The 23,532-nt window shown below is 46.1% G+C and carries 23 protein-coding genes and 3 pseudogenes; 10 read left to right on the forward strand and 16 right to left on the reverse strand.

Features of this window, described 5'->3' with window-relative positions:
• Positions 1 to 85: 85 nt before the first annotated feature.
• Entirely contained in the window at positions 86 to 562 is a 477-nt protein-coding gene (locus tag G4O42_RS17995; protein WP_032875899.1) for a cyclic nucleotide-binding domain-containing protein, read from the reverse strand.
• A 208-nt stretch (positions 563 to 770) separates the two neighbouring features.
• Between G4O42_RS17995 and G4O42_RS18000 the strand changes: the two are divergent.
• Positions 771 to 1,423, forward strand: a pseudogene (locus G4O42_RS18000) (YwiC-like family protein).
• Positions 1,424 to 1,454: 31 nt separating this feature from the next.
• On the opposite strand, the gene G4O42_RS18005 reads toward G4O42_RS18000, so the two are convergent.
• The 4 genes from G4O42_RS18005 to G4O42_RS18020 all read right to left on the reverse strand — a co-directional run bounded on the left by G4O42_RS18005 (position 1,455) and on the right by G4O42_RS18020 (position 5,688).
• Positions 1,455 to 2,171 carry a fumarate/nitrate reduction transcriptional regulator Fnr gene (locus G4O42_RS18005; RefSeq protein ID WP_032875896.1) on the reverse strand — a complete coding sequence of 239 codons (717 nt, stop codon included), beginning with the start codon at positions 2,169 to 2,171 and terminating at the stop codon, positions 1,455 to 1,457.
• A gap of 97 nt (positions 2,172 to 2,268) precedes the next feature.
• Entirely contained in the window at positions 2,269 to 3,459 is a 1,191-nt protein-coding gene (narK, locus tag G4O42_RS18010; RefSeq protein WP_032875893.1) for a nitrate transporter NarK, read from the reverse strand.
• Between the two features lie 133 nt (positions 3,460 to 3,592).
• Positions 3,593 to 5,263 carry an arginine--tRNA ligase gene (gene argS, locus G4O42_RS18015; protein WP_007407633.1) on the reverse strand — a complete coding sequence of 557 codons (1,671 nt, stop codon included), beginning with the start codon at positions 5,261 to 5,263 and terminating at the stop codon, positions 3,593 to 3,595.
• Complete coding sequence (locus G4O42_RS18020; protein ID WP_032869448.1) at positions 5,260 to 5,688, reverse strand: YwiB family protein; 429 nt, start codon at positions 5,686 to 5,688, stop codon at positions 5,260 to 5,262. Before G4O42_RS18020 ends, argS begins: the two co-directional genes overlap by 4 nt.
• 153 nt (positions 5,689 to 5,841) lie before the next feature.
• Between G4O42_RS18020 and G4O42_RS18025 the strand changes: the two are divergent.
• Positions 5,842 to 6,354, forward strand: a pseudogene (locus G4O42_RS18025) (bacteriocin biosynthesis protein AlbG); the annotation flags it as partial.
• A gap of 6 nt (positions 6,355 to 6,360) precedes the next feature.
• Here the strand turns inward: G4O42_RS18025 and G4O42_RS18030 are convergent.
• Positions 6,361 to 7,737, reverse strand: coding sequence for a YncE family protein (locus G4O42_RS18030; RefSeq protein ID WP_032875890.1), 1,377 nt, complete (start codon positions 7,735 to 7,737; stop codon positions 6,361 to 6,363).
• A 39-nt stretch (positions 7,738 to 7,776) separates the two neighbouring features.
• Positions 7,777 to 9,132, reverse strand: coding sequence for a YncE family protein (locus G4O42_RS18035; RefSeq protein ID WP_032875887.1), 1,356 nt, complete (start codon positions 9,130 to 9,132; stop codon positions 7,777 to 7,779).
• Between the two features lie 230 nt (positions 9,133 to 9,362).
• On the opposite strand from G4O42_RS18035, the gene G4O42_RS18040 reads away from it, so the two are divergent.
• Both G4O42_RS18040 and G4O42_RS18045 read left to right on the forward strand, forming a co-directional pair.
• Complete coding sequence (locus G4O42_RS18040) at positions 9,363 to 10,508, forward strand: Rap family tetratricopeptide repeat protein (protein WP_074534220.1); 1,146 nt, start codon at positions 9,363 to 9,365, stop codon at positions 10,506 to 10,508.
• Entirely contained in the window at positions 10,492 to 10,611 is a 120-nt protein-coding gene (locus tag G4O42_RS18045) for a PhrC/PhrF family phosphatase-inhibitory pheromone (protein ID WP_017418707.1), read from the forward strand. The genes G4O42_RS18040 and G4O42_RS18045 overlap by 17 nt, the downstream gene beginning before the upstream one ends.
• Positions 10,612 to 10,733: 122 nt before the next feature.
• Here G4O42_RS18045 and speB read toward each other — a convergent pair whose 3' ends face one another.
• Together speB and speE are read right to left on the reverse strand one after the other, a co-directional pair.
• Positions 10,734 to 11,606: an agmatinase gene (gene speB, locus G4O42_RS18050; RefSeq protein ID WP_032875884.1), complete on the reverse strand. Its 873-nt coding sequence runs from the start codon at positions 11,604 to 11,606 to the stop codon at positions 10,734 to 10,736.
• 58 nt (positions 11,607 to 11,664) lie between these two features.
• Positions 11,665 to 12,495, reverse strand: coding sequence for a spermidine synthase (gene speE / locus G4O42_RS18055; protein WP_003151052.1), 831 nt, complete (start codon positions 12,493 to 12,495; stop codon positions 11,665 to 11,667).
• A 199-nt stretch (positions 12,496 to 12,694) separates the two neighbouring features.
• Between speE and G4O42_RS18060 the strand changes: the two genes are divergently transcribed.
• Positions 12,695 to 14,767: a transglycosylase domain-containing protein gene (locus tag G4O42_RS18060; RefSeq protein WP_032875881.1), complete on the forward strand. Its 2,073-nt coding sequence runs from the start codon at positions 12,695 to 12,697 to the stop codon at positions 14,765 to 14,767.
• A 24-nt stretch (positions 14,768 to 14,791) separates the two neighbouring features.
• Here the strand turns inward: G4O42_RS18060 and G4O42_RS18065 are convergent.
• The 3 genes and pseudogenes from G4O42_RS18065 to G4O42_RS18075 form a co-directional block, all read right to left on the reverse strand.
• A pseudogene (locus G4O42_RS18065) lies at positions 14,792 to 15,225 on the reverse strand (hypothetical protein).
• Positions 15,226 to 15,368: 143 nt separating this feature from the next.
• Positions 15,369 to 15,887, reverse strand: a complete 519-nt coding sequence (locus tag G4O42_RS18070) for a YwhD family protein (RefSeq protein ID WP_007614452.1) — start codon at positions 15,885 to 15,887, stop codon at positions 15,369 to 15,371.
• A gap of 12 nt (positions 15,888 to 15,899) precedes the next feature.
• Positions 15,900 to 16,559 (reverse strand): site-2 protease family protein, encoded by a 660-nt coding sequence (locus tag G4O42_RS18075; protein WP_003151043.1) that lies wholly within the window; start codon positions 16,557 to 16,559, stop codon positions 15,900 to 15,902.
• Positions 16,560 to 16,664: 105 nt separating this feature from the next.
• On the opposite strand from G4O42_RS18075, the gene G4O42_RS18080 reads away from it, so the two are divergent.
• On the forward strand, positions 16,665 to 16,853 hold the full coding sequence (locus G4O42_RS18080; RefSeq protein WP_003151042.1) for a 2-hydroxymuconate tautomerase: 189 nt from the start codon (positions 16,665 to 16,667) through the stop codon (positions 16,851 to 16,853).
• A 37-nt stretch (positions 16,854 to 16,890) separates the two neighbouring features.
• On the opposite strand, the gene G4O42_RS18085 is transcribed toward G4O42_RS18080, so the two are convergent.
• Positions 16,891 to 17,310: a MarR family winged helix-turn-helix transcriptional regulator gene (locus G4O42_RS18085; protein WP_007407650.1), complete on the reverse strand. Its 420-nt coding sequence runs from the start codon at positions 17,308 to 17,310 to the stop codon at positions 16,891 to 16,893.
• Positions 17,311 to 17,695: 385 nt separating this feature from the next.
• Between G4O42_RS18085 and G4O42_RS18090 the strand changes: the two genes are divergently transcribed.
• On the forward strand, positions 17,696 to 19,075 hold the full coding sequence (locus tag G4O42_RS18090) for an amino acid permease (RefSeq protein WP_032864567.1): 1,380 nt from the start codon (positions 17,696 to 17,698) through the stop codon (positions 19,073 to 19,075).
• 64 nt (positions 19,076 to 19,139) lie between these two features.
• Here G4O42_RS18090 and G4O42_RS18095 read toward each other — a convergent pair whose 3' ends face one another.
• The 3 genes from G4O42_RS18095 to G4O42_RS18105 all read right to left on the reverse strand — a co-directional run bounded on the left by G4O42_RS18095 (position 19,140) and on the right by G4O42_RS18105 (position 21,366).
• Positions 19,140 to 19,640, reverse strand: a complete 501-nt coding sequence (locus G4O42_RS18095; protein WP_007407653.1) for a YwgA family protein — start codon at positions 19,638 to 19,640, stop codon at positions 19,140 to 19,142.
• 39 nt (positions 19,641 to 19,679) lie between these two features.
• Positions 19,680 to 20,981 carry an HD domain-containing protein gene (locus tag G4O42_RS18100; protein WP_032875878.1) on the reverse strand — a complete coding sequence of 434 codons (1,302 nt, stop codon included), beginning with the start codon at positions 20,979 to 20,981 and terminating at the stop codon, positions 19,680 to 19,682.
• A gap of 160 nt (positions 20,982 to 21,141) precedes the next feature.
• A complete protein-coding gene (locus tag G4O42_RS18105) occupies positions 21,142 to 21,366 on the reverse strand; it encodes a YuzB family protein (protein WP_003151034.1) in 225 nt (74 codons plus the stop codon).
• 202 nt (positions 21,367 to 21,568) lie between these two features.
• Between G4O42_RS18105 and G4O42_RS18110 the strand changes: the two genes are divergently transcribed.
• From G4O42_RS18110 to G4O42_RS18120, 3 genes are all read left to right on the forward strand, one after another.
• On the forward strand, positions 21,569 to 22,342 hold the full coding sequence (locus G4O42_RS18110) for an RsfA family transcriptional regulator (protein ID WP_012118695.1): 774 nt from the start codon (positions 21,569 to 21,571) through the stop codon (positions 22,340 to 22,342).
• A 260-nt stretch (positions 22,343 to 22,602) separates the two neighbouring features.
• Positions 22,603 to 22,917: a PadR family transcriptional regulator gene (locus G4O42_RS18115; RefSeq protein ID WP_007614461.1), complete on the forward strand. Its 315-nt coding sequence runs from the start codon at positions 22,603 to 22,605 to the stop codon at positions 22,915 to 22,917.
• Positions 22,918 to 23,472, forward strand: coding sequence for an HAAS signaling domain-containing protein (locus tag G4O42_RS18120; RefSeq protein WP_032875875.1), 555 nt, complete (start codon positions 22,918 to 22,920; stop codon positions 23,470 to 23,472).
• The last annotated feature ends 60 nt before the right edge of the window (positions 23,473 to 23,532 follow it).

Genomic DNA, 23,532 nt, shown 5'->3' on the forward strand with positions numbered 1-23,532 from the left:
TTTCACAAAACGTTCACACAAAGCAGCAGGAAGGATTTTCAAACGATATGGGGACGCCCGGCGTCATCAAAAAAACCGGTTCTGTTTAAGAACCGGGTTCGGCGTTTTCATCCCGTGATGTATGCAGGTACCGCAAAAACAATTGATAGGAACAGAAGACATTTTGCTGAAGCATCGCCAAAAAGTTCATTTGCAGCCGCGGATGGTAAGACATCATTTGCTTAATTACGGAATATGGAATATGGAGTACCAGAATATCCGGTGAGGCATTGACTGAGATAAAAGGCGATAAAGAGAGCCCGCCTTTTTCATCAATCGGAAACACATCGCCTTTTTCCCACAGCGCAACGGTTTGCGATCCTTCAGGGAGCCTGCTGTCCGTAAAACGGATATTGCCTTTTAATACAATATAAACGGATTGTGAATGAAGAAAGGATGGAGATTGGTCAGATGAGCCGCGGATAAACGTCCCGTTTTTCAGCAAGGTTTCGACAATGGACAGAGGCACTTCATTAAACATAGGAAGTTGTTTCAGAAATAATAAATAGTCACACTGATTCATAGGAAAGCCTCCTGTGCTAAGGATAGCTTTAGTGTAGCCCGATTGAGCCTGCACGGCAGTGATGTATTTCACAGCTTGTATGATAAAAGTCACTTATCAGGAGAGTGTTTGCACTTATAATGAAATAAAAAGGAGGGTTTCGATGAAGGCGATGATTCCGAAGCAGCACGGCGCATGGGCGATGCTGCTGATTCCATTTTTACTCGGCATGGTCAAGGGAGGCCCGGTTTTCTGGCATATTCCGCTCTTTTTGGGCTGGCTGTTCCTTTCTTAACGGTTTATCCCGTTTCGCTCGCTTTGAAAAAGAAACAGCTTCAGCTCTATCAAAAGTGGATATGGTATTACGGTTTTCCGGCCTGCTGCTTTTTGATCATTTCTGTCTTTCATAAGCCGCAGCTCGTCTGGATCGGCGTTTTTTTATTGCCGCTGTTTCTCATACATACGCATTATGCCCGCCGAAAAAACGAACGGGCGCTCACGAATGATATTGCAGGTGTTCTGTTCTTTTGTTCAGGCGGGCTTGCGAGCTGCTGGCTGGGAACGGGAACCCTTGACGGCTGGGCCTGGTTTCTATTCTTGCAATCCGCTTTATTTTTTGTCGGGAGTTCTTTTTATGTGAAATCGGTCATCCGGGAGAGAAAAAACAGAACCTTTGCATACTGGTCGTGGGGATATCACCTCTTGCTCCCCTTTTTATCGGCTCTTCTCGGGGCAGGCTGGGCGTTTCTCGCTTTTATCCCAAGCAGTCTGCGGGCCTGGTTTTTTCACGGAAGAGACTGGCCGGTGAAAACGATCGGCATTCTGGAAATCGTAAATGCCGGCTTCTTTCTTGCCGTCATGTGCCTGTTTATCACAAGGTAAAAAAACAAGGACACCGCTGTCCTTGTTTTTTTCAGTCAATATTGCAGATCTCAAGCGGACAATTTTCACACTCGATCTCACACCGTAAATAGTCCCGCTTGTGCAAAATAATTTTTCCGGTTTCGTCTATCGAAATAACCCCTTGTTTGCGGAGGTCTCCCAGCATGCGGTTGACGCTCTCCCTTGCCGCCGCGCAAAACTTAGCCAAATCCTGATTTGTCAGCACAATGTTAATCAGAATCCCGTCGCTTCGATCCACCCCGTAGCTGTTTGATAAGCGGATAAGGGTGGAATAGAGCGCCCCCTTTTTGCCGTGAAGAAGCAGGTCCCTGATCTTGGACTGGATTTTTCGAAGATGGGTGCTCATCCATTTCATAAATTCAAACGTCAAAACACCGTTTTGGATCAATTCCTTTTCCAGCTTGTTTTTATTAATGACGAGCACCTCGCCATCCTCTAACACTTTCGCACTGAGCATATATCTCGGCTCATCTGTGAATAGCGTCAATTCCCCGACAATATCGTTTTTTTGGCAGATTCTAAGCGTCAGATCTTTTCCGTCAGACGTCAGCTTGCCGATTTCAATGAGTCCTGATTGAATCAGATAAAGCTCTTTTGCATCCATTCCTTCTTGAAACAAATACGTGTGTTTTTTCATTTTCCTTTTCGTACTGATCGATTCCAGCAATTCATGCAGTTCGCGGGAAAGAAGTTCTTTATCAGATTTTCGGACAGAGAGAATATTCATGAGCTCACCTCGAAGAAAGTCACGTTGCGTATGTATATTGTAACGTGACTTGATTTGCACTCACCCAGAAAAAACTAACAATCTTGTGAATGGATCATTATGAATTGAGGCTCTGACTGTTTCTCTCCGTATGTGTTTTCATTTTTTCCTGCCAATACATCCAGATCACAAGGACAAAGCTGGCTAACGCGACCTCTGAAAGCGCCATAAACCCGATCGCGTATTGGCCTGTTGCCTGAAATACACTTGCCAGAATCAGCGGAGGGAAAAAACCGCCCAGTCCGCCCATAGCTGACACAATACCGTTGGCAATCCCCGCTTGCTTCGAAAAGTAGAAAGGCACCAGTTTAAATACAGTCCCGTTTCCAATCCCTGAGCAGACTGCCACCGTCAGCGATCCAAACGCATAAAGACCGATCGTCGGGGAGAATGACAGCATGACGCCTGACAGCGTAAGCCCTGCGAAAACGAACATCAGAATACGGAGCGGGCTCAGTTTATCTGCAAGAAACCCTCCCACAGGCCTGAGCAGTGTAGAGACCGCAATAAAGCCGGCCGTCCGCAGACCGGCGTCCGCAGGGCTCAGCCCAAAATGCTCAACCAAAAAATTCGGAAGATAGATGGTAAAGGCGACAAAGGCGCCGAACGTAATAAAATAAAACAGGCTCAACATCCACAGCACATGATTTCGGTAAACGGCTTTCATTTGTGTCTTTATGGAAACTTTGACTTTCTTCTCATGCCGGTCGCCGAACAAAACGTGCAGTAATGCGAAAACAGCCAGCAAAACAAGATACATCTGCACGGTTGCTTTCCATCCCGCGGCTTGAGCGATAACCGGCGCCGCAAAGGTAGTAACGGCAGTTCCGATGTTTCCGGCACCGTAAATCCCATTGACGACACCGTGCTTTTCTTTCGGATAATATTTCGGGAGGGACGTCACTCCGATGGAGAATACCGCTCCCCCGATCCCTAAGAAAAAGCCGCCCGCGATTAAATCAAATAAAGAATCCGCGATACTGATCCAAAATACAGGAAACAAAAGCAGGATGAAGCTGATCATAAACATCAGCCGCGCGCCATATCTGTTCGTTAAATATCCTAAAGGAATACGGAGAAGCGATCCGAGAATAACGGGAATCGCCGTCACCAATGAAATCTCGCCTTTGCTTAAATGAATATCTGATGTCATTTGAGAAATGAGCGATGAAATCAGCACCCACACCATAAACCCTGCCACTAAGCTTAATGACTGCAACGATAATTGAATATGTTGACGATTGATCATTCGGCTTGCCCCTTTCACTGATTCAATATCAGTCTTATCATACAAAAACTCAGTGTGCGGGATTGTGAATTACATCACACGCTTTATATACAAAAAAAGAACAAAGCCCGAAGACTTTGTCCTTTGATCATCATTACATTTTTTCCGGAGCGGATACGCCGATCAGCTGAAGCGCATTGTTCAGCGTAATTTGCGTCGCCTTCATTAAAGCGAGACGCGCGCGGCTCTTCTCTTTATTTTCCGGATCGATGACTTTCTCCGCATTGTAGAAGCTGTGCAGAGCGGAAGCCAGATCATAAATATAGTTTGTGACACGGTGAGGAATGCGTTTTTCCGCCGCTTCTGCCACTGCCTCAGGGAAGCCGCCGATCGTTTTCAGCAGGTCATATTCTTTTTCTGATTGAATATGGCTGAAATCAAGATCTGCCGCCGGTTTAAGTCCCTGCTCCTCCCCTTGGCGAAGCATGCTGCAAATACGTGCATGTGCGTATTGCGCATAATACACAGGGTTTTCGTTAGATGTGGATACGGCAAGATCCAAGTCAAAATCCATGTGCGTATCAGCACTGCGCATCGCGAAGAAATAACGGACCGCGTCAAGGCCGACCTCTTCAATCAGGTCGCGCATCGTTACGGCTTTCCCCGTACGTTTGCTCATCTTCATTTTTTCGCCGTTTTTGTATAAATGAACGAGCTGAATGATCTCAACTTCCAATGTGCCTTTCTTGTAACCGAGCGCTTCAATTGCCGCTTTCATACGCGGAATATACCCGTGGTGATCCGCGCCCCATACATTGATGAGCTTGTCGAATCCGCGGTCAAGTTTGTCTTTATGGTATGCGATATCCGGCAGCAAATAAGTGTATGAGCCGTCTTTTTTGATCAGCACACGGTCTTTATCGTCGCCGAACGTTGTGGAACGGAACCATGTCGCGCCGTCCTCTTCGTATACATGGCCCTTTTCGCGAAGCGCCTCGAGCGCCTGATCAATTTTTCCGTTTTCGTACAGTGACGTTTCAGAATACCATACGTCAAACGGCACGCGGAAATTTTCCAGGTCGGAGCGAAGTTTATCAAGCTCGTACTTTAAGCCGTATTCACGGAAAAACGCCTGACGTTCGCTCTCCTCTTCATGTACGAAACGGTCGCCGAAATCTTCGGCAAGCTTTTTCCCGATGGCGATAATATCCTCGCCGCGGTAGCCGTCTTCCGGCATCGGTTTCTCGAGACCGAGCGCTTCAAAATAACGGACTTCAACGGAAAGCGCCAGGTTGTTAATCTGGTTGCCCGCATCATTAATATAGTATTCGCGGCTCACATCATAGCCCGCTTTAGAAAGCACGCTGCACAGCGCGTCACCTACCGCCGCGCCGCGCGCATGGCCTAAGTGAAGATCTCCCGTCGGGTTGGCCGATACGAATTCGACCTGAATCTTTTCGCCTTGTCCGATGTTTGTCTCTCCGTAATGTTCACCCGCTTCAAGCACGGACGGAATCAGTTTTGTTAAGTAGCTGTTGTTCATGTAAAAGTTGATAAAGCCGGGTCCCGCAATATCCATCTTTTCAATGGAAGCTTTGCCTTTATCAAATGACGCCACGATCTCCTCAGCGATTTGACGCGGCGCTTTTTTTGCGATTCTCGCCAGCTGCATCGCCATATTTGTGGAATAATCACCGTGTGTTTTTTCTTTCGGCGTTTCTAACAGTACGCTTGGAATCTGGCTTTCGTCCGCCAGGCCCGCTTTCAGAACGGCCGCTTTGATCTCTTCCTTCAGCACGTCCTTCATTTGTTCCGCAATGTTCATGCGTGAGTTCCTCCCTCATACGTGATCGTCATATTATGTAAATGCTGCTGCTCGTCTCCGACATGCATGTCATATGCGATGCTGATTCGGCCTTTTTCTTCACCGAGATCAGATTGAATCGATTTTGTGCTTGTTTGCAGCTCAAGCTCACCAAATGACATTTTATATTTCGCAATTGTGGAAGCTCCCGTTATGAAACGCTGATTCATTTTAACAGCGCCTGACCTCATGATCAGGACTTCGCCTTCGCTCACCTTCACAATCGTTTTTACTTTGCCCAGGTCGTGTTCTTCATAATAAGATAGATACACTTTTTGTTGTTTTACATAGTAAAATCCGGTAGTACGGAATTCGATGACTTCCTCATTTCCGTCATCCTCGATCACAGACTTCACATGGAGTGTTATCGGTGTCTCTTGTTTCATTTTGACACGTCCTTTTCATCATTCCGCTTTGACTTGAATAGTATAATCCTTCAGTTTGTAAACTTCAACTGCTTCTATCTTACCATCATTGCTCATTAGATTTGAAGATAAACCTCATAAAAAGCAGTTCCTTATGAGAAGAGAAAATCATATCACTATGTCACCCAATCCGTGAAAAACATGACAGCAGCTTTTCAGAAACCCAAACAGTCTCATCGAAGCTGCTGCGACTTCCAGCAGCATAGATTGTGCAGCAGAAATGCCAACGATGTCAAAGCGCTGCGTGACAGCTATAAAAACGTCCGCCAAACACACGTGATGGCTGCTGTATTATGCCAAGTCATCATATTCGGCTGCGTGTTCGAAATCGTCAAAGCCGTCCCTTTCCGCTTTCACACGCCCCTTGCCGTATCAATGGGACTCACGGTGTTACTGATTTTGTATTTATTGTATTTTATGCGGACGTACTTGCTGCAGCTTTTCCAGCATGGCAGCCTGTTCAAAAAAGGGCTTGCGGGAGCGCTGACAGGAGCCGGGGTTTGGTGGATGCTCAGTTTCACCATAAGTGAACTGCTGTTTTTAATCATCCTGGCTGCCATCCAGCAGATCGGCTCATTTATTTATAAACGATTTTTTTATCGCAGCTCTGCTTCTCTCAACCTGTGAAATAAGCTACATCGCAATCGCTGACGGACCAGCCCCAACCGGAATCACCGTCATGGCTGTATAATCACTCGTGCGGTATACGGTTACGGTATTGTCGTCGGGCTGTGCTGCATAAATGTACTGATTATCAGGTGTTACGGCGAGGTCAAAGGCGCCGGGCAGAGACACGTTTGCAATGATCCTCTGTCCAGCCGTATTAACTACGTATAAGTTATTAATGAGAAACGGTTCACTATATGGCTCTAGAAAATAAGCCCTAGTGCTATCGCGAGAAAATACAATCGTCCTCAGAGTTTCAAATAAACGGTTGAAGTCGCCTCCCCTGCTTAATGGTGACAAACTGATCTCCGTTACACCTTTCGGCAGCAGCTCACCATTCAACACATACGCAAAATTTCCAGCGTAAGGAGTGGCAATTAAACTGGGAAATTCAAATGTATCTATGATACTTTCTACCAACTGCCCAGTATTTACATCATATTTATCAACCGACCAACTGCTTCCATTAGCGGTATAGACATACTGTCCATTAGGATCAAGAGCAAAGTCTAAAGCGCCGGGTATCGGAATGACATCAATGACCGATTGAGAGGCCATGTTGATCATATATATAGATCCGGCGGCCATCACGTACGCGAACTCATCTGTTGAATCAAATTCAACCTTTCTCGGCCCTCCTCCAACAGTGATGGTATTTATGATGGTTAAAGTTTTATTATCTAGCACTGAGACAAGGTTGGTATTCCCATGGAGGACATACGTGAAAGCTTTATCGAAAGTAACGCCTAGATTAGTTGGCACGTCAGAAAAATGGATTGTTTTTACAACAGTGTTTAAATCTGAATCAATAACCGAAACCGTGCTGTCTCCTGAATTGGCTGTAAACACATACGATTGAGGGTCTCTCGATGGCGGTAAAACAAGTGTCCCGGTCACCGTAAGCGGACTGCCGTAGAAAGGCGGTACAATGAGAAGATCTTCCACTGTTATTTGACTGAAATCAGGACAGCGGCCAGACTGCGCTGCATAATAAACAACTTGATCAATCTCTTCAGTATGAATCACAGAAACAGACCCGTCCCCTTGTCCATATTGATTTCGTACAGGCGACACACTGACAAGAAGCGTAACGGTCCCTTTAACTCTCACGGCATATCGAACACCGATATCTTCTGGTTCCGGCCCAGTCTGGATTAAGCAAGGCTCACTGATACATAATAAATGAGCAGTACTCCATGTAACCGTCGCAGCTGCTTCGGCAGAATCAATGGTGAACCCCTCGGGAATGTCAATCGGCACTTGAAACGGCGCTTCTCTGCTAATTTCCTCATCACAAAAACAGAAACAATTTTCCTGTAAAGCAGACAGATCATTCTTTTTCATCAATTCACGTCCTTTTAGAAATGTACAGCATGCAGTTGGTTAAATCACAATAGCTCCCGGTGAAACCCCAAGAGATATCACAGTTTCCACAGAATAATCATCCGTGTTGTAAACAGTGATGTTCTGCTCTAAAAAATGAGCAGCATACAGAAATTCGCCATTCGGAGTAAACGCAAAGTCTCTTGCCGATTGCGGAACATTACCTATAACGCCTGCACCATTCGGACTGACAGCATATAAATTGCCAGTGAAGCTGTCATATAAATACACCTCTGATCCACTCGTAAACATTACATATTGGCCATCAGGCTCCAGCTCTTGGGTAATGCTGATCGTAAACGTATTTAAGTCAATAACCGTCAAATAATTGAATAAGAATTCTTGTTCTAAGACATACGCATACCGCTCCGGCCAATTTGTTTCTATAGATGATACGATAAGCTCTCGTTCAATCGTTCCTGTGACTTCACCGGTGAATAGGTCCGCTTTTTGCACTAAACCAAAATCAAGAACATAGGCGAATAACCCATTGGGATCAATTGCAAAATCAAATCCTTCCACAGGAATCGACCTATCCACAGTTAACGTATCAATTCCAATCACATAAATCGCAGTATCGCCGAGAACATAAGCAAACTCATGATTTGGGATACATTTTATCGATCCAGGCGGCTGATCCAGCAGTATGGATGCTGTCACTGTTAAAGTGTCATAATCGATGACAGAAATCACATTATTGTTGAAGTGCAAAACAAACACAGCGCTTTTATCCGGAGTTATTTCAATACCTGTCGGCCGGTACGGTAGAGCAATCGTTGTCACAACAGTATGAGTGTTTGTATCAATCACAGAAACTGATTGATCATTTGGATTCGCTGTAAACGCATAAACGGGTTCCGGCTCAGGAACAAACACAATCGTGCCCGTCACCGATAAAGGACTGCCATAGAATGGCGGAACGACAACAAGGTTCTCGATCGTAATGTCACTGACATCCGGGCAATCATTTGGTTCATCAGAATAATAGACGACTTGGTCAATCTCTGCATTGCGGATGACAGAAACAGACCCGTTCCCTTGTCCATATTGATTTCGCACTGGTGAGACACTGACGAGAAGCGTAACAGTTCCCTGCAGGCGCACTGCGAATTGAACACCGGTTTCATCAGGCTCTGGCCCCGTCTCAATGAAACAGCGTTCAATGACACAAGAAAGGCTGTCTGCATTCCACGTCACGTTTGCAACAGCTTCAGCCGGATCAACAACAAATCCCTCAGGCAATTCAATCGGCGCTTGAAACATCGCTTCACGGCTTGCTTCTTCCTCGCAAAAACATAAACATTCTTCTTGTGCGGCTCCTGCTTTTTCTTTAAAGGAAAGCTTGTTATTTCTCATATCTTCACTTCCTTTTCAGACATACACTGCTCACGCAGATACAACAGAATATGGGAAGGTGTATTTGTTTGCTTGTACAAATTGTGGGGATAATAGTGGATTTTTGAAATGATATCCGCAGACATGCGGTTTTAACGAAAGAAAACATTGCGGTATTTTTGCGCTATCCTTCCGAATGAAAATGATAAAATATGTCATATACATAACGTGGAAGGGAGGGATTGGGAATAGTGGCGAGTGTTTTATCATCTTCAGCGGTTGGAGAAAAAATCAACGAATGGTATATGTACATTCGAAGGTTCAGCATCCCGGACGCCGAGTACTTGCGGAGAGAAATCAAAGAAGAACTTGCAGGTCTGGAAGATGATCAGGATCTTCATCTATACTATTCTCTCATGGAATTCCGTCACAATCTGATGCTCGAATACCTCGAACCGCTGGAATCGCAGCGGATAGAAGAACAGCCGAGACTATCGGATCTGCTCGCGGATATTGATAAAAAGCAGGCCCGGCTGACCGGACGTCTTGATTATTATTTTAATTTTTTCCGGGGGATGTATGAGCTGGAATGCCGTGAATATCTTTCAGCGATTCAGTTTTTTAAGAAAGCTGAAAGCAAACTGACGTACGTTAAAGATCATATAGAAAAAGCTGAATTTTACTTTAAAATGTCAGAAGTCTATTATTATATGAAACAAACTTATGTATCGATGGATTATGCGCGGCAGGCTTATTTAATTTATAAAGATGCAGAAAAATATAATATTAGATTAACCCAGTGCCATTCTTTATTTGGGGCTAATTATCTTGATGTAAAGCAATACGATCACGCGATTTCCCACTTTCAAAAGGCATATACGATGGCTGAATTGGAGCAGCAGCCGCAATTAATGGGGAGGACACTTTTTAACATCGCTTTATGCCATAATAATCAAAACAATAAAGTCGAGGCTATTCCCCATTTAAAAGAAGCCATAGCTGTTTTTGAAAAAGCTCAAATGAGTCATTCACTTCCGCAGCCCTACTTCTTACTTACACAGATTTATTTTAAGTTAAAAAATATAGATAACGCGTACGATTATCATAAAAAAGGTATCTCAATATGTAAGGAAATAGATGATATAATTTACGAGGAAAAATTTAAATTTTTAGAATACTTGTATATGCCGGATCCAAGAGATACATTAATAAACGATTGTCTGCATTTTCTTGAAAATAAATTGATGTATGCTGATATTGAGGAATTAGCCCTTGATGTAGCTAAATATTATTACACACAAGAAGAATATAAAAAAGCTTCTGTCTACTTTTTAAAGGTTGAAGAAGCCAGACAGCAGATCGAAGGAGGAGTGAATTTATATGAAATTGAAGTATAAATTACTTATAGTCTGTTTTGCTGTGAGTACGATATTAGTATCAGCAGGGATAATGAATAGCTTAACTCCTCATTATTATGTGTCTGAACGCGCCATGATCTAAATTTATGATGAAAGATTTCATTTTAGGTTTACGGGTACAATCCCCTCGAGTGTTTTAATTCCTATTACAAAAAACCCGGAACAAAGGCTGCTTCTGCCCTGTTATTCCGGGTTTTCTTCTTTCTATTTCACAAACCCAAGCAGCATTTCACGAATCATCTTGCTTGCCGTGTTTGCGGTTTGTTCTGAGTGGTCATAGACCGGCGCGACTTCTACGAGGTCAGCGCCTTTTACGTTGACTTCTGAGCGCGCGATTTCATGGATGGACGCGAGCAATTCTTTAGACGTGATGCCTCCTGCGTCAACCGTGCCCGTGCCCGGCGCATGAGCGGGGTCAAGCACGTCGATATCGATGGTGACATAAACAGGGCGTCCCGCAAGCTGCGGCAGCACTTTTTTCAGCGGCTCAAGCACTTCAAATTTAGAAATGTGCATGCCGTTTTCTTTCGCCCATTCAAATTCTTCCTTCATTCCGGAACGGATGCCGAATGAAAATACGTTTTGCGGCCCGATGAGCTCGGCCGCTTTGCGGATCGGAGTAGAATGGGAAAGCGGTTCGCCTTCATAATCCGTGCGCAGGTCGGTGTGCGCGTCAAAATGAATGATGGCAAGGTCCGGAAACTTCTTATACATGGCTTTTATGACAGGCCATGATACAAGGTGCTCCCCTCCCATGCCGAGCGGGAACTTTCCTTTTTCTAAAATGCCGTCCACGTATTCTTCAATCATATCAAGGCTTCTTTGCGGATTGCCGAACGGAAGCGGAATGTCGCCGGCGTCAAAGAAATTCAAATCAGCCAAGTCACGGTCGAGATACGGGCTGTATTCTTCAAGACCGATAGACACCTCGCGGATTCTCCCCGGGCCAAACCGCGAACCCGGACGGTAGCTGACCGTCCAATCCATCGGCATGCCGTAAAGGATGGCGTCCGCCTCTTTCCAGTCGGGGCGGCTTGAGATAAATACTTTTCCTGAATATGCTTCATCAAACCTCATGATAAAACCCTCGCTTTCCTGTAAAAAAGCGCAAGATTCGCTCCTGCGCCGTACGTTTTTATTTGATTAAATCGCTCACAAATTTCGGAAGAACAAATGCCGCTTTGTGAAGCTCTTTCGTATAATATTTCGTATCGATGTCAAAGAAACGGCTGTCCTCCACTTCAAGCGGATCGTACTTTTTAGAACCGATCGTAAATGTCCACAGGCCGCTCGGGTACGTCGGGATATTAGCCGTATACAGACGGGTGATCGGGAAGATTTCTTTCACATCACGCTGTACGTTTGTAATCAGTTCCGGTGTAAACCACGGGTTGTCCGTCTGCGCGACGAAGATGCCGTCTTCTTTTAACGCCTTGGAAATTCCGGCATAGAAGCCTTTTGAGAACAGATTGACGGCCGGTCCGACCGGTTCTGTTGAATCAACCATGATGACGTCATACTCATTCTCTGATTTCGCGATGTGCATGAAACCGTCATCGACTCTCACGTCGACGCGCGGATCATCAAGCTTGCCCGCAATGGACGGAAGGAATTTTTTAGAGTATTCAATAACCTTGCCGTCAATGTCGACAAGCGTCGCTTTTTTTACGCTTGGGTGCTTCAGAATCTCTCTGATGACACCGCCGTCTCCGCCGCCGACAACGAGGACGTTTTCCGGATTCGGGTGCGTAAATAACGGGACGTGCGCAACCATTTCATGATAGACGAATTCGTCTTTTTCAGAAGTCATGACCATTCCGTCTAAGAACAGCATGTTGCCGAATTCTTCTGTCTCCACCATTTCCAGATGCTGAAATTCCGTCTGTTCCGTATGTAATGTTTGTTTCACCTTTAATGTAATGCCGAAATTCTTCGTCTGCTTCTCCGTATACCAAAGCTCGCTCAATTGTCATCTCCCTTTCAAGGCTTATTTCATTTATTGTAAGCGTCTGTATCGCTTTTATTCCGGTTAAAATCTCATTTTCACCTAAGGAAAAAGTATAGAGGATGGAGGGGAAAAAGTAAAGAAGTGTCCGGTTTGATATGTTTAAAAAACCCCCTTTTTTCACATAATAATAGAATCATGAAAAAGGGGGTTCCCAAAAGTGGATAAAGTATCTGGAAAACAGCTCAGAATCACGTTCAAAATCATCCGCGCCTGCATCTTTCTGACACTGATCGGCGGGATGCTGGCCGGCGTCTGCTTCACATCCGTTCTTCTTGCAGCGAAATGGCAGGGGGCCCCCTCCGTCCGGGTCCCTCAGTCTACGATTCTTTATGCAAATGACGGCTCAAAGCTAGGTGAGACCGATTTCGGGGAAAAGCGCTACTGGGTCCGGTTAAAAGATATCAATCCGATAGCGGTGCAGGCCGCGATTGCGGTGGAGGATCAAAACTTTTACAATCACCACGGTTTTGATTACCGGCGGATGGCCGCCGCCGCGCTGGCTGACATAAAGGCAATGGCCAAGGTTCAGGGCGCAAGCACCATCACCCAGCAATACGCGAGAAATCTCTACCTTGAGCATGATAAGACATGGAAACGAAAATGGAACGAAGCATTTTACACGATCCGCCTTGAACAGAACTATTCTAAAAACGAGATTTTAGAAGGTTATGTAAATACGATATATTACGGCCACGGCGCATATGGAATTGAAGCCGCCTCGCGCCTGTATTTCGGCAAACACGCCAAAGATCTGAACGATGCGGAAGCCGTGCTTCTGGCGGGCATACCGAAAGGCCCGTCCGGCTATTCGCCATATGTCAGCGAAAAGAAGGCCAAACAGCGCCAGGAAACCATTCTCCGACTGATGACTGAACAGAAAATGATCTCAAAAACGAAGGCAGAAAGGCTTAAGAAAATGCCGCTTGCCTATCAGCCGCTGAAAAACAGAACCGCAGCGAAAACGGCGCCTTATTTTTACGATGATGCGATGAAAGAACTCGAGAAAAAGCTCGGCATGACGCGCGAACAGCTCGCAACGAGCGGATTGCGTGTTTATACGACGCTTGATAAGCGCATGCAGCGGATTGCGGAAAACACTGTGGCACATACGATCCGTACCGGCTCTGACATTCAGGTCGGCTTTTCCGCGATTGATCCGGCAACAGGGCGCGTGCTTGCGCTTCTCGGCGGACGTGACTACGAAAAAAGCCCGTTTGACCGGGCGACACAGGCGAAACGGCAGCCGGCTTCCACGATCAAGCCGCTTTTGTACTACAAAGCGATTCAAAGCGGCTTTACACCGGTCACGCTGATGAAAAGCGAAGCCACAGAGTTCCAGATTGACGACAACGGAGATACTTATTCTCCAAGCAATTACAACGGCTACTACGCCAATAAACCGATTACGCTGCTTCAGGCGCTTGCGTTGTCAGACAACATTTATGCCGTGAAGACCCATCTCTTTCTCGGCATGAATAAGCTCGTGTCGGCGGCAAAGGAATTCGGCATCAGCGAACATTTAAAGCCCCTTCCGTCTCTGGCGCTAGGAACTGAACCCGTGCGCCCGATTGAGATGGTTAATGCCTACGCGATGCTCGCAAACGGGGGAAAACAAATCACCCCTTCCTTTATCACAAAAGTGACGGATACCGCCGGCAACGTCTTGTATGAACAGCCGCGCGGACATCAGCAGACGCTTGATAAAAAAGCCGCTTTTGTGACGGCGAGCATGATGACGGGCATGTTTGATCAGGATTTAAACGGCTATACTTCCGTCACGGGACGCACCATTTCTGACCGGCTGACCCGAACCTATGGCGGTAAATCAGGCACGACCAGCGCAGACAGCTGGATGATCGGCTTTAACCCGGCTCTTGCCGCCGGTGTATGGACAGGCTATGACAAAAGCAGCACGATTGATTCAGTAGAAGAAAAAAGCTATGCGAAGACGATTTGGGCGGACTTTATGGAGAAGGCGCTCGAAGGAGAACCGGAAATAGCGCTTAAACCGCCGAAGGGCGTCACGGGCGTCTATATCGATCCCGCTTCCGGCTACACTTCGGGACCCGGCTGCGCCGCAAAGCATTATACGTATTTCATCGCAGGCACTGAGCCCGCGGATGTGTGCTACGGAGCGGAACCGTCTAAAAAAGAAAAGAAACACGCCCCCGCCCGCAAAGAAGCTCCGCGCAAAAAATGGTGGGATAAGTGGCTCGGCAAAAAAGACTGAGCCCGGTGCATTGCGCGCCGGGCTTTAATCCGCGTCTTCCTCAAGCACCCATGGGAGCAAAAGAGAAAAGTCGAGATGGATAATAGGGTCAGGAAAACCCTTCGGTATAAAAAATGTTGTACTCGGCAATGAAAACGAAAAGCGGATATCTCCCGCCCTCTCGATATGAAACTTCGGCCAGCCTTCCCTAAACCTGCCGACAATCGGATAGCTGCCCGCATAATGATGCAGGCCGTTTTCCTTTCCATGCTCCCCCAAGTCGTGACAGACAGCCGGACGAATCCCAAACTGCGTAAACAGCCTTGTTTTCTCGGCGGAAAGGAGATTCACCGCCTCGGAAAAGTTCCGGCAGCTCCCGCAATCGCGCAAGGATCAGGCCATGAGTTTTCGTATTGTTTTCTCGTTTCCGCCGCATCTGCTTCAATGACCCAAGGCCCGATTTCAAAGACGGTGAACATGATGAAACCTCCGCGTAAACATGAAAAACCCCGAGTCTTGGTTCGGCTCGGGACTTTCCATGTCCTGATTCTGTATCAACAGTTTACTCAGTACAATTGCAAAATAGTGCAAATATTTATAAAGTTCACAAAAAGTTCACAAATTATTTTTCTTTCGGAAGCAGACCTGTTTTCAATTCATCGGATGAACGTTCCCAGAGCCCTTGGTCATGCTTCTGCAGAAATTCAGCAAGCACCTGCTTTGAGCTGGCGTCCATTTTGTCCACGATAATGCAGCGCTTCATTGATTTATCCATTAAATTCACATGCTCCGGCAATGACTTATAGCCTCTGCGGATACTTCTGTCCACGGTCATTTCACAAGCCGTCACACCCGCGTAATAAGGGCCTTCTTCTTTTCTGTCGATGGTGACCCACACGAGCCAGTACGGTTTTCCGTTCGGCACTTCATCTTTGTTCGGCAGGAATTTGATGCCTTTTTCAACGACACTGCGGGCATGCATTGCGCCGATGTCAACGAAGGCTTCCTTCTCTTCCACATCGACAAATACCGGAGAAATATTGTCAAGGCTCAGCGCCCCGGCGCCAAAACCGCCATGTCCGTCGGTCGGATCACTTTTAATAATATTAAATCCGATTGTTTTCTTCTTTTTTTCTTCCATGAAAATACCCTCCTACAAAAGCGGTTGAAATATAATGGCAAATACCTTGAGAATCCAGTCTCTCCCCTCGCTTAACAGCGGCCACACGACATAGGAGCCGACCGGTGTCACAAACAGCACGAGAAACACGATAATCCCGTAGCTCTCAAACTGAGTCATTTTGGCGCGCACCCGCGGCGGCACGAGATCCTCAATAATCCGGTAGCCGTCAAGCGGAGGAAGCGGCAGCAGGTTGAATAAACACAGCGCGAGATTCAGCTGAATCCAAATAGAGAAAAAGCGGTCAAGCCCCATGCTGAATGCAGAAAGCAGCTCCATTCCGTAAGCATGCATCAACACTAGCAAAAAGAAACCGATAAAGGCAAGAAGCAGGTTGCTTACAGGCCCGGCGACGGAAACCAGCACTCCCGCCAGCCGCGGTCTTTTAAAGGCGCGGCGGTTCACCGGCACCGGACGGGCCCAGCCGAAACCCGCGACCAAAATTAGAATCGTTCCGAAAACATCAAGATGTTTAATCGGATTGAGCGTTAATCTGCCCTGTCTCGCCGCGGTATCGTCTCCGAACCGATACGCGACATACGCGTGCGCCAGTTCATGCATCGTAAATGCCACGATCAGCGTAATCACGACATAGGGCATAAGCTCCAGCGGATAATATAAAAATCTGTCCAAATGTAAAAATCCCCTTTTTTAAAAAATGCAAGATTGTCCTTCATTCAGTATACTATAAGTGACCTCTCTTCCAAAGAGAGGAAACGATAAAGGAGGATCAGCACCATGCCGCTCGTAACCGTTAAAATGCTTGAAGGCCGCACAGATGAACAAAAACGGAATCTGGTTGAAAAAGTGACAGAAGCCGTAAAAGAAACGACAGGCGCAGCCGAAGAAAAGATCATTGTCATGATTGAAGAAATGAGAAAGGATCATTACGCCGTCGCCGGCAAACGGATCAGCGATACGGAGTAATCCTTGATAACGGCCGGCGCTGCTATGTCAGGCCGGCTTATTTCATTACTTTTTCAACGAGGCTGAAAAAGGTGTTCTTTTCTTCCTCTGTCAATGCTTCAAACAGCTCGTCAATGAGCATCTGCCGGTTTTCAATCATTTGCATGGCCGCCATTTTCCCCGATTCGGAAAGCGTCATCCATACCGTGCGCCGGTCTTCGTTATTTCTCGACCTTTCCACGAAACCCTCTTTTTCTAAATGATTCAGAGCGGTTGTCGTGGCCGAAGGCGATAATGTGACTTCCTGCAATATATCTTTAATCGTGCACGTGCCGTGCCGGTAAATAATCCTGAGAATAAATCCTCTGATATTGTTTATACTCTTCGGAATTGTCGCCTCATCAAGCTTTTTAGTGCTCTTTAAATATTTCGTGAGCGCGTAATCCAGTACATTTGCTTGCAATATATCATGCTCCATGCAGAAACTCCCCATTTCAAGATGCATCCATCATCATTTGATTGTTTTTTATTACATTTTACTGATACCTCGCGGGGAAAGTCAAAATTTCGGCCGGAAAGCCCGCAACTTTTATCCTGCTCTATACAGACTATTATCTCCTACTTTTTCACCTATCCCTTTTATGCAATGCTGGTTTTATAGACATGATTCAGGTAAAATCATTAAGGGTGACTGCGTTTGACGGAAAGGATAATCTGATCGGATGCGGCAGACAATATGACTGGAAAAGAAACGGAACAGACGGGGAAACAGAACACAGGATTGTCGATTACACAGAAGATGTGACACGGGTAAAAGCCAAAGAGCCCCTCTTGGCTTTTGCTTTTGGATGGAGGGATGCGTGTTGCGGAATATCCTACAAAAAAAAGACATCACCCAGCTGCTTGAACAAAGCAGAAACAGGCAGACTGCCAAAACGATGGGTGGATTTGATTTAACTTTACTGGGCATCGGCGCCGTCATCGGGACGGGCGTCATGGTTCTTACAGGCATTACGGCCGCGAAAAATGCCGGGCCTTCCGTAATCTTTTCTTTTATCATTGCAGCCGTTGTCTGCAGCCTTGCAGCATTATGTTACGCCGAAATCGCTTCTGTTCTCCCGGTTTACGGAAGCGCCTATATTTACTCTTATACCACCATGGGAGAAATTGTCGGCCATTTAATGGGCTGGACGCTCTTATCCGTTTATATGGTGACGGCGTCGGCGGTGGCAAGCGGCTGGTCAAGTTATTTTAATAATCTGTTAGCCGAAATCGGCATGCCTTTGCCGGACAGTCTGCTGCACGTGCCGAGCCAGGGGGGCATCGTCAACCTTCCTGCCATCATCATTACTCTATTAATTGCCGTCGTTCTGTCACGCGGCTCCAAAGAGAGCAAAACCTTTAATAATATAATGGTTCTCGTAAAAATCGGAATTGTTTTGCTGTTTATCATCACAGGAAGCTTTTTTGTAAAGCCGGGCAATTGGCATCCTTTTATGCCTTTTGGAATCAAAGGCGTCATTACGGGGGCTTCTGCCGTCTTTTTTGCGTTTCTCGGATTTGACGCGATTTCCGCTTCGGCTGAAGAAGTCAAAAAACCGCAGCGCAACCTGCCGATCGGTATTATCGGTTCACTGGTGATCTGTACATTTGTATACGTCATCGTCTGTCTCGTCATGACGGGTATGGTTCCGTATTCACAGCTTAATGTGCCGGAAGCCATGTCTTATGTGTTACAGACTGTAGGACAAAACGCGGTGGCGGGCGTTATCGCTGCCGGTGCGGTGATCGGACTGATGGCCGTCGTTCTCGCCCATACATATGCGGCGACCCGTATATCTTTTGCGATGGCAAGAGACGGAATGCTGCCGAAAGTCTTTACCATTGTCGGAAAGAAATCGGGAGCTCCGATCTTTAATACGTGGCTGATCGGACTGATCAGCGCCTGCATCGCGGGTTTTGTTGATCTGAAAGAGCTGTCAGATCTCTCAAACATCGGCGCGCTATTGACATTTGCCATGGTCAGTCTGTCCGTGCTGATTCTGCGCCGCACCCATAAGGATCTGCCGCGGGGATTTAAAGTGCCTTTTGTACCAGTACTGCCGATTTTGGCCATTATCTGCTGTTTGTTTTTAATGGTCAATCTGCCGCTGAAAACGTGGCTTTATTTTGCTGTCTGGCTGATCATCGGCGTCATCGTTTACTTTTTATATTCGTACAAGCACAGCAAATTGAGACAATAAACAAAACCAGGCCCGCTTTATCGCGGCCTGGTTTTTTCATCAAAAAAGACGAAAGCCATCGCCTTTAACAAATGTGTTTCAGCTCTTCTATGTAGTGAAGCGCCTCATCATATTCTTCATCTGTATATTTCTGTTTGCTTTTTATCGTAAACACTTTCTCTTTCTTTTCCTCAGCTTCAAGGCCGTCAAAATACAAAATCGTAGACACCAGCTCCAGAAACCGCGATGAGCGGCTGTTGACGCTGTCGATGTACTTCTTCATATCCGGCATCGTAAGCTCCGCATGATGTAAAAACTCGGCTCCCGTCTCCGTCAGCGAGTACCGGTATTGAAAGTAGCCGCCCTTTTTTTCCTTCACCTCATCCAGAAACCCAAGATTGCACAGCTCTTCAATTCGAAGCGTCAGTTCTTCGGAATACGGGCCGTAAAAATGAAAATCATATTTTTCGTAGAAAGGATACTGCATTTTCTTCGCGATATAAATGATTTTCTGCAGCTTTTTCCGCCCGATGATTTCTCCAGAATCCGAGAACACCTTCATCAGTTTTGCATGTTCTTTCAACAAATTCCCGACATCTCCTTTTCCTTCTTTACCAAAATCCTTCTATGTCAGTCCCAGCAGCTGCCGGATTTTCAATTTTGCTTCAGGGTTTTCTGAATCGTCACAAATGAGGTCCATCGGATAGTAGAGCTTATGGTCCGTCCGGCGTTTGCCCGAAATGGATTCGACAATGGCGGACTGCCTGGACAGCTCTTTGATCTGGCCGTTCTGCGTTAACAGGTGAATCGGCAGACGCTCCTCCTCTTCACCCGGCCGGTAAAAATCATACGGCAGATCCGATGAAGAATCGACCACTAAATAGTAATTGGGATCAATTCCCGCCTCTTTAAACAGAGCGGTCAGTTCAAAATAAGCCGACATTTCCTCATTGGGGTTAAATTCGGCATATTGAAACAGCTGACGGTTAATGAAGCGGCGGCACAAGTCGGACAGAATCGGGTCCTCTTCTTCCTCCCAAGCCTGGAAATAATATAAAATGATGGCTTCATCAAGCTTCAGATAATCCGCAAGCGTCAGCTTCCCTTCAAAAATGGAATAAAAATGAACGGGAGCATGAGTGAATATATACCCTTCTTCATGGAGCTGCTTCGCACGGTGGAGAATTTTCGTCAAAATGACTTCAGCGCTTCTCGTCACGGGATGAAAATACACCTGCCAGTACATTTGATAGCGGCTCATAATATAGTCTTCCACGGCGTGCATGCCGCTTTGCTTAATGACGATCTGGTCCTCACGCGGACGCATCACCCTTAAAATCCGTTCCATATCAAAATGTCCGTAGCTGACGCCCGTATAGTACGCGTCCCGCTGAAGGTAATCCATCCGGTCGGCGTCAATCTGACTCGAAATCAGGCTGACCACCTGCTTGTTTTTGTATGTTTTGGCAATGACTTCGGCAACATCCTGCGGGAATCCCGGCCCCGCCTTTCTGAGAACCTGATTCACCTCAGTATCGCCGAGGATGATTTCCCTCGTAAAGTCTTCATGATCCAGATGAAAAACCTTTTCAAAGGAATGTGAAAACGGCCCATGTCCCAAATCGTGCAAAAGCGCAGCGCTGAGACAGAGTTCGCGTTCATTGTCATCCCATTCAGGACGCCCTTTAAAAACATCATCAACCATTCGTCTGACAATCTCATAGACGCCGAGAGAATGGTTAAAACGGCTGTGTTCCGCGCCGTGAAACGTCAAATACGTCGTACCGAGCTGTTTGATCCGGCGCAGCCGCTGAAATTCACGGGTGCCGATCAAATCCCAGATCAGCTTGTCCCGCACATGAACATAGCGGTGAACGGGATCTTTAAACACTTTTTCTTCTGATAATTTTCCGTTTGGATACGCCATCGTCATTCCCTCTTTTTTTTAGCCGTGATTCTATTATATCGGCTCTGTAATTTGAAAACATCCTTGAATTTGTCCGGCGTTTTGTTCCAGTTTTCCGACATTGATTTTTTGAAGCAAAAAAGCCTGACCCATCGGGCGAGGCTGTCGTAAAAATACACATTTACTTTTTGATCTTCTTTTTCACTTTCTCAATCAGCTCGTCCTCAGTCGGCGCCGACAGCGGGCGGTTGTTTACGAAAGCAAACGATTTTTTGCGTCCGGGCCCGCAATATGACTGACATCCGACCTCCACTTTTGCATCCGGGTCAGCTTCTTTCAAACGCGGCAGCAAAGTCTTAATATTGGTGGCCTGGCAATCATCACACACTCGGAATTCATTAGCCATGATGTACGCTTCCCTTCATTCAATGTTCCTCTATGTTAAATCTTAATTTTAAAAAAGAAAAAAATCACATCACATCTCATTGTACAAGGATTCATCTTATCCTGCAAGGCTCTGCGTATCTCTCATTCTTTCAGCCAATTTGTATAAATATTTTCCAATCTGGACATTCTAATACCATCAAAGATATTGGGGGTTGAGAACATTGACAAAACAAAGACAGGACGCCTGGTCGGAGGAAAACGACCTGCTGCTTGCGGAAACCGTGCTCCGTCACGTTCGGGAAGGAAGCACGCAGCTGAACGCCTTTGAAGAGGTAGGCGATAAATTAAACAGAACGTCGGCAGCGTGCGGTTTCAGATGGAATGCCGTCGTCCGCCATCAATACGAAAAAGCGCTTCAGCTCGCCAAAAAACAGCGGAAACAGCGGATGCGCGCGCTCGGAAACGGCCAGCCGGCCAAGAAGAAACTATTATATCAGCCGCCTGCACCGGATGCGGATATCATGCAGGAAACCGCAGCCGAAGAGACGGTTCAAACGGAAGCGCCAAAAGAGGATCGGCAAGCCGTCATGTCCGGCGAACATATGCCTTATGTCGATGAAAGCTTCAAGGAAGAGTTAGCTAGTTTATCACATTTGCTGGCGCCTCAGCAGCCGAGCCAAAAGGCGGAGCTCACAATGGCAGATGTCATTCAATTTCTGCAGAGCTATGAAGGCAGCGGAAAGCAAACTTCCGCCCTGCAAATGGAAAATGACCGTTTAAAACGGGAAAACCAAGAACTTCAGTCTAAAACCGAGCAGCTGGAAGCGGCCGTCGAAAAGCTTGAAAAAGATCAAAAAACCATTCAGGAAGACTACGAAACCTTGGTGAAAATTATGAACAGAGCCAGAAAACTAGTTTTATTTGAAGACGATGAACATGCCTCTCCGTCCTTTAAAATGGACCGGAACGGCAATTTAGAAAAAATGGCCGAATAATGGAAAAACCCCTTTCCTTGTCATGGAAAAAGGGGTTTTTGCCATTTGTCAATGACGCGCATCCTGATCTATATTAATGTAAACATTGTTCAGGAGGCCTTCTTCCCGCAAGGGGTGCGCATCTCGGTCCCCGCCCGCACATAAGCATAAAGATTCAATTCCTCATCCGAAATGGTTCTTGGGAATTATTGATCGATTAGCTACTGTGCAATACACTGTATAGAGAATACAATTATTAGATATGATGGGAATGATAGTAAATGAGTAGCCAATTACGAAAAGGAGCGTTGGAACTTTGCGTGTTGTCCCTGCTTCTTTATGAAGATTTATATGGTTATGAATTAATCAAGATCATAAGTGAAACGTTCCCTGTATCGGAGGGCACCATCTACCCCATATTACGAAGACTCACAAAAAATAACTACCTAAAAACGTATACAGCAGCTTCCGATCAAGGCCCATCACGCAAATATTACAAAGTAACAGAAGAAGGCGCCTTTTATCATCAAACATTAAAATCGGAATGGCTTGACCTGTCCGAAAAAGTGAACAGCATCATTAAGGAGGGAAAATGAATGTGTAAAGACCAATATTTAAAACATCTCCGGCGGGAAATAAAAGATCTGCCGGAACGTGAGCAAAAAGAGATACTGGCCGATATCGGCGAAATATTCCAAATGGGCGGCGCTGAAGGAAAAAGCGATGAACAAATCGCGGGCAATTTAGGAAACCCCAAAACACTTGCGCGCGCCTTAAAAGCGGATATTTTCATCAGTGATGCCGAGGAGCAGAAAACATGGCGCTCCTTTTTCAAAGCATTCGGCCTGATGCTGGGGATGGGCATGTTCAACTTCATGTTTATGCTGACACCGTTTCTTTTTGCCTCTGTTGCGGTGTTAAGTTTGATGGCGATCGGCCTGATGCTGATGACCGGATCATTCTTTCTCCTTGTAAAAGTGCCGATTGTAACAGCCATTTTTAACGGATGTATGGTTCTTGGAGCGGGTATGGCGGTGTTTATGGCCGGATTTGATCTTTCGAAACTGATATTCCGCATCTTTTTGCGCTATTTCAAATGGAATGTCAGCGTTGTAAGGAGGGAAACCATTGAATCGAAAAATGTGGTATAGCATTGCTCTCATTTTAATCGTTGCCGGCCTGATCGGAAGCATGTTCTTCGGTTTTGACGG

The sequence above is a fragment of the Bacillus sp. LUNF1 genome, assembly GCF_011008975.1.
Classification (GTDB): Bacteria; Bacillota; Bacilli; order Bacillales; family Bacillaceae; genus Bacillus; species Bacillus velezensis.